Below are 6,000 nucleotides of genomic sequence, written 5' to 3' on the forward strand. Positions count from 1 at the left end.
CACAAGCTACGTGTAAACGAAAGGGTAAGCTGTTCCACATTAGACCTCTTGCAAAAGTCGGATACTCGCTAGAAAATTTATTTTCTGGCTGATAACTCAAGTCGGTTTCAACCGACTAATAACAGTATTTTTAGTCCGTTTCAACGGACTTTTGCTATTAGGCAGAGACTTGAGTCTCTGACGGTTCAAGTATTTTTGCAAGAAGTCTATTATTTCAATCGCATAACTATGGCGGGTAAGATACCCACCTCACAAGAGTTTGATTCAATTTAGATATAAAAACTAGATATGGAACAGCTGTTTTGCCAAATGACAAAATCAAGAATTAGTGATTTCCGCAAATGCATGAGTGGTAATTTCTGATTCTTCATAGCTCAATTTTTGTAGCGCCTTGGCTAAATCATCTGTGAGATGTTTGGCATTTTGTTTAACAGAGCCACTAGTATAATCTGCTACTGCAATTGGCTTGCCAATGTGAACGCTCACATCTGTACCCCAATTAGGATAAGGTTGGCTGTAATTGATACCTATGGGTATAATTTTTACTCCTAGCCCAGGTTGACTGGATTCAGCACTCAAAGCCAAACGGGCAATTCCAGACTTTAACTGATGAACTTTACTATCACGATAAATTCCCCCTTCAGGAAAAATTACCAAAGCTTTTTCTTCTTGAAGTAGCTCAACCCCATGACGCAAAGTACCAATTGAAGGGCGTTGAGTATCTACAGGAAACCCCCCTAAACGGCGAACAAACCAACCTTGTAATCCTTGGCATTCAGTCTGAGTCACCATGAATCTCAGGTCTTTTGCGCTCATACAATCAGCAACAGCGTAGGGAATGAGTAATGCATCCCAACGCGCCCGATGAGTAGGAGCAAAAATTATCGGCCCAGTTGTGGGGATATTTTTTTGTCCGGTTATGGTAATGCGTCCAAAGAATAATGGTAAAAGGCAGTGACGACCCAGTAAATATGCTATGGGACTCAGCCAAGAAGAAACTCTTGAGGTAGTAGAAGCCACTTGAGGATTTACGGGGATAATTGCTGGTGTATGCTGACTGGTATTGTCGGAAGAGTGAAATTCCATCATAAAGGTGGCTGCTGACTGTCGGGTACAATTTAACGAAAAGCCTGATTAATTACACCGTAGATTTTCTTTGTTGACTTGTGTTACACCAGCTGGACAGTTTTACCTCTGTCCGTTAATTTTTCTGATGCCGTTTAGTAGCAAACCAAGCTTGTAATTGCTGGCGACAAGCGGATTCTAGAATGCCTCCCATTACTTTTAAGCGGTGATTAGAAGCAGCACTAGCAGGGATGTTGATAACTGTGCGAACTGCGCCAGTTTTTGTATCGTCCACCCCGTACACAAGCAAACCTAAACGCGCTTGCACGATCGCACCTGCACACATCGGACAAGGTTCTAGAGTAACGTAGAGGGTACACTCATTGAGATGCCAATTTTGTAAAGTTATGGCTGCTTTTTTGAGAGCCAAGATTTCTGCATGAGCTGTGGGATCTTTGTCGCGTTCTTTTCTATTTTCCCCCTCTGCTAGTAAATTTCCGCTTGCATCAATAATCACAGCACCTACAGGAACTTCGCCTGCATCACCTGCGGTTTGTGCCAGTTCTAGGGCGCGGCTCATCCATTGCTGATGTATTAGATATTTTGATGCCAATTCATCATTCATTGTGGGTAATGGGGAACTCGGGGCCCCCGGAGAGAGTGGGGATTAGTGTCAGCCCGCCTCCCGTTCCCCGTTCTCTTCAATTGCTAGATAGCGGTTGCAGCCTGGTCTAGAAGGTTATCGAGTTGACCTTGTGTGTCTAACTGATAAAGGTCATCACAACCGCCAATGTGTTGGTCATTCACAAAAATCTGTGGCACAGTGCGGCGTCCGTTGGCGCGTTCTGCCATTTTGGCTCTAGCTGCTTCGTCACCATCAATTTTGTATTCGGTGAAATTTACGCCTTTCCACCACAGCAGCATTTTGGCACGAATGCAATAAGGGCAAGTTTGCCATGTATAAATTTCAACTTTTGCTTTAACACGCTCTGGATGGCGACCTAAAAGAGGATTAAGAAAGTCCAGCATACCTAATCTAAAGAAAGATCTTAACAATTTCTAGCCTAGATCATTGTGGACTATTAAACCTCTGGCAAAAGTTTGGAACTGGGGAATGGGGACTGGGGACTGGGGACTGAGGACTGGGGACTGGGGACTGGGGACTGGGGACTGGGGACTGGGGAATTGTCATTCGTCATGACGCGACGCTCCTGTGTCGCTAACGCTGACGCTCGTACCTCGCTACCGCTACGCTAACGTCATTTGTTATTAATTAATTATTCTCCGCGTCTCCGCGTCCCCGCGTCCCCGCGTCCCCGCGTCTCCCTCATCCCCCCTCACGGCCTTGGAACCCACTTTTGGAAACTCTCTAAATGACTCCAGTAAGCTGAGTATCCAATCGATGTCCAAATTAAAGCGGCTATAATCAGTACGACTACACCTAAAAACCTCCAAATTCTGTTTGTTTTCCATTGGAGGGTTGGCGCAGCACAGATACCACCTAACCCGGTGAGAATAAAACCTATGCCTGAAAGTAGCGGTTGTTTTGTCAATTGCAAATCAATGATGCGAACACCGATGACGATCGCCGCTAAGCCAGCAAAAAAGGCGTAAACTGCTATGGTGAGTAGCTCCCAACCCTGAGAAAGCGCGATCGCGGTTGCAACAAACAAAACACCAAATAGAACGCTGGTTTCACCGAAGGCGATGTTAAAACTACCACCAACAGGCCAGGTGAAGGTCATATGCAAACCAGTCGTTAAGGCGATCGCACCTGTAATTCCAAAGCCGGGAATCCATTGTTTCTGATGAGGGCTATCTATGCCCCGATCTACGTAGTAAGCCAGTAAAAATAATCCGGCTACCATATTGATCAACATGAGCGTGATGTAGTCGATAAACACGATTAACCTCTCATACCAATTTGGGATTTTCTCAAAATTTAGAAAAGAATGTCACAATTAAACCATTGTAGAGACGCTTCACAAGCACATCTCTGTTTTATAAATATTTGCGATCGCCATCTCGCAAAACTTCGCTCTTCAATGGCTGGAAACCCGATTTTGCCCGATTTAGAGAATTCAGTGAACTTGTAAAATATAGCTGCCGCTTTCGCAGCGTAACCACCCTTTGGTAGACTTGAAGACTGAAATAGGCAGATAAAACGACGGAAATTCAAGCACTTGAGAGGGCGGACTCTGTGGAAAATACACTTGGGTTAGAGATTATTGAGGTAGTAGAGCAAGCTGCGATCGCATCCGCAAAGTGGATGGGTAAAGGCGAAAAGAATACCGCTGACCAAGTAGCTGTTGAAGCTATGCGGGAACGGATGAATAAAATTTACATGCGCGGTCGCATCGTCATTGGAGAAGGGGAACGTGATGATGCCCCCATGCTTTACATTGGCGAAGAAGTTGGTATCTGTACCCAGCCAGATGCTAAAGATTTCTGTAACCCCGATGAATTAGTCGAAATTGACATTGCTGTTGACCCCTGCGAAGGTACTAACCTCGTCGCATACGGACAACCCGGTTCAATGGCCGTGCTGGCGATTTCTGAAAAAGGCGGATTATTTGCTGCACCTGACTTCTACATGAAGAAATTAGCAGCACCCCCAGCTGCTAAAGGCAAAGTGGATATCAACAAATCAGCCACGGAAAACCTAAAAATTCTAGCCGAGTGTCTAGACCGTGGTATTGATGAACTTGTAGTAGTAGTCATGAAGCGCGATCGCCACAATGATTTAATTAAAGAAATCCGCAACGCTGGCGCTAGAGTACAACTAATCTCAGACGGTGACGTAGGCGCAGCCATATCTTGTGGTTTTGCCGGTACCAATATCCATGCCCTGATGGGCATCGGTGCCGCCCCTGAAGGTGTAATTTCCGCCGCCGCAATGCGTGCTTTGGGTGGACACTTCCAAGGTCAATTGATCTACGATCCAGAAGTAGTCAAAACAGGTCTAATCGGAGAAAGCAAACAAGCCAACCTTGATCGTCTCAAATCTATGAATATCAGTGACCCCGATAAGGTCTATGATGCTCACGAACTCGCATCAGGCAACACAGTTTTGTTTGCCGGCTGCGGTATTACTAGTGGTAATCTGATGCAAGGTGTACGCTTCTTCAAAGGTGGTGCCAGAACTCAAAGCTTGGTTATTTCCAGCCAGTCAAAAACTGCTCGTTTTGTAGATACCATTCATTTGGTTGACCAACCTAAGCTCGTGCAATTGTACTAGTAGTTAGGGAATGGGGCTGGATGAGGGAGATGAGGGAGATGAGGAAGATGAGGGAGATGAGGGAGATGAGGGAGATGAGGAAGATGAGGGAGAAATATAATTCCCAATCCCCAGTCCCCAATCCCCAGTCCCCAATCCCCAGTCCCCAGTCCCCAATCCCCAATCCTCAGTCCCCAATCCCCAATCCCCAATCCCCAGTCCCCAGTCCCCAATTATTGATAAGAAATGAATATTGCAGTGGTGGGGTTAAGCCATAAAACAGCCCCTGTAGAAATCCGGGAAAAGCTCAGCATTCCAGAACCACAAACCGAAAGTGCGATCGCGCAGCTTACTAGCTATCCCCATATTGACGAAGTTGCAATAGTTAGCACTTGTAACCGTCTAGAAATTTACCTCGTTACTAGTGAGGTTGACCATGGTATCCGGGAAGTTACCCAATTTCTAGCTGATCACAGCAAACTTCCAGTAATTTCTCTGCGGCATCACCTGTTTATGTTGCTACATGAAGATGCTGTGATGCATGTGATGCGAGTAGCAGCAGGGTTAGATAGCCTGGTACTCGGAGAGGGACAAATTCTGGCTCAGGTGAAAAATACTCACAAACTGGGACAGCAATACAATGGTATAAAAACAATTTTGAATCGGTTATTTAAACAAGCAATTACCGCAGGTAAACGAGTTCGCACTGAAACCAGTATTGGGACTGGTGCAGTGTCTATCAGTTCGGCAGCCGTGGAATTGGCACAGATGAAGGTAGCGAATTTAGCCGCCTGTAGAGTTGCAATTCTCGGTGCTGGGAAGATGTCGCGGTTGTTGGTACAACACCTAATTTCTAAAGGTGCTGGGCAAATTACTATCATCAATCGCTCCCGCGAACGTGCCCAGGAATTAACTAAACAGTTTCCCGAACAACCCATCAAAATTCATTTACTATCAGAAATGATGGCAGTAATTGCCGAAAGCGACTTAGTATTTACAAGCACTTCGGCAACAGAACCGATACTTGACCGTGCCAAGTTAGAACTGACTTTAGAACCACAGTGTTCTTTAATGTTGTTTGATATTTCTGTACCTCGTAATGTTCATGCGGATGTGAATGAACTGGCAAATGTCCAAGCGTTTAACGTCGATGACCTCAAAGCAGTAGTCGCACAAAACTACGAAAGCCGTCGGAAGATGGCACAGGAAGCCGAGAAACTATTGGAGGAAGAAGTAGAAGCCTTCGATGTTTGGTGGCGCAGTCTAGAAACTGTGTCTACTATCAGCTGTCTGCGAAATAAAATCGAAACCATCCGTGAACAAGAATTAGAAAAAGCTTTATCAAGATTGGGTTCTGAATTCGCCGAAAAACATCAAGAAATTATTGAAGCTTTAACACGAGGAATTGTTAACAAAATTTTACATGATCCCATGGTACAACTGCGATCGCAACAAGATGTAGAAGCTAGACGGCAATGTATGCAAACTCTGCATGTACTATTTAACCTAGACGCCGGCGAACAATTTAGCTGAGCAAAGGGAATAAATGCGATGAACCAGTAGGGGTCTGTTTCATTAATTCTCATGTGTTAGCAGTAGTCAGATACCCGACTTTTTAAAAAAGTCGGGTATCTTGTAGTGGACTTGTGCATTTATAGATAAGAGACTTATTGCAAAAATACTTGAACCGTCAGAGACTCAAGTCTCTGCCTAATAGC

At 45.0% G+C, this 6,000-nt stretch carries 6 protein-coding genes; 2 read left to right on the forward strand and 4 right to left on the reverse strand.

The window, feature by feature from the left end; genetic code table 11:
* Positions 1-318: 318 nt before the first annotated feature.
* The 4 genes from AC5JMF_RS13610 to AC5JMF_RS13625 all read right to left on the reverse strand — a co-directional run bounded on the left by AC5JMF_RS13610 (position 319) and on the right by AC5JMF_RS13625 (position 2,969).
* Positions 319-1,086: a lysophospholipid acyltransferase family protein gene (locus tag AC5JMF_RS13610; protein WP_495796263.1), complete on the reverse strand. Its 768-nt coding sequence runs from the start codon at positions 1,084-1,086 to the stop codon at positions 319-321.
* A 115-nt stretch (positions 1,087-1,201) separates the two neighbouring features.
* Positions 1,202-1,690 carry a tRNA adenosine(34) deaminase TadA gene (gene tadA, locus AC5JMF_RS13615; RefSeq protein WP_495796258.1) on the reverse strand — a complete coding sequence of 163 codons (489 nt, stop codon included), beginning with the start codon at positions 1,688-1,690 and terminating at the stop codon, positions 1,202-1,204.
* An 83-nt stretch (positions 1,691-1,773) separates the two neighbouring features.
* Positions 1,774-2,094, reverse strand: coding sequence for a glutaredoxin 3 (gene grxC / locus AC5JMF_RS13620; protein WP_495796259.1), 321 nt, complete (start codon positions 2,092-2,094; stop codon positions 1,774-1,776).
* A gap of 308 nt (positions 2,095-2,402) precedes the next feature.
* Positions 2,403-2,969 (reverse strand): DUF981 family protein, encoded by a 567-nt coding sequence (locus tag AC5JMF_RS13625; RefSeq protein ID WP_495796260.1) that lies wholly within the window; start codon positions 2,967-2,969, stop codon positions 2,403-2,405.
* A 296-nt stretch (positions 2,970-3,265) separates the two neighbouring features.
* On the opposite strand from AC5JMF_RS13625, the gene glpX reads away from it, so the two are divergent.
* On the forward strand, positions 3,266-4,303 hold the full coding sequence (glpX, locus tag AC5JMF_RS13630) for a class II fructose-bisphosphatase (protein ID WP_495796261.1): 1,038 nt from the start codon (positions 3,266-3,268) through the stop codon (positions 4,301-4,303).
* A 225-nt stretch (positions 4,304-4,528) separates the two neighbouring features.
* Positions 4,529-5,815, forward strand: a complete 1,287-nt coding sequence (locus AC5JMF_RS13635; RefSeq protein ID WP_495796262.1) for a glutamyl-tRNA reductase — start codon at positions 4,529-4,531, stop codon at positions 5,813-5,815.
* Positions 5,816-6,000: the final 185 nt, after the last annotated feature.

It is taken from the genome of Desmonostoc vinosum (assembly GCF_059505385.1).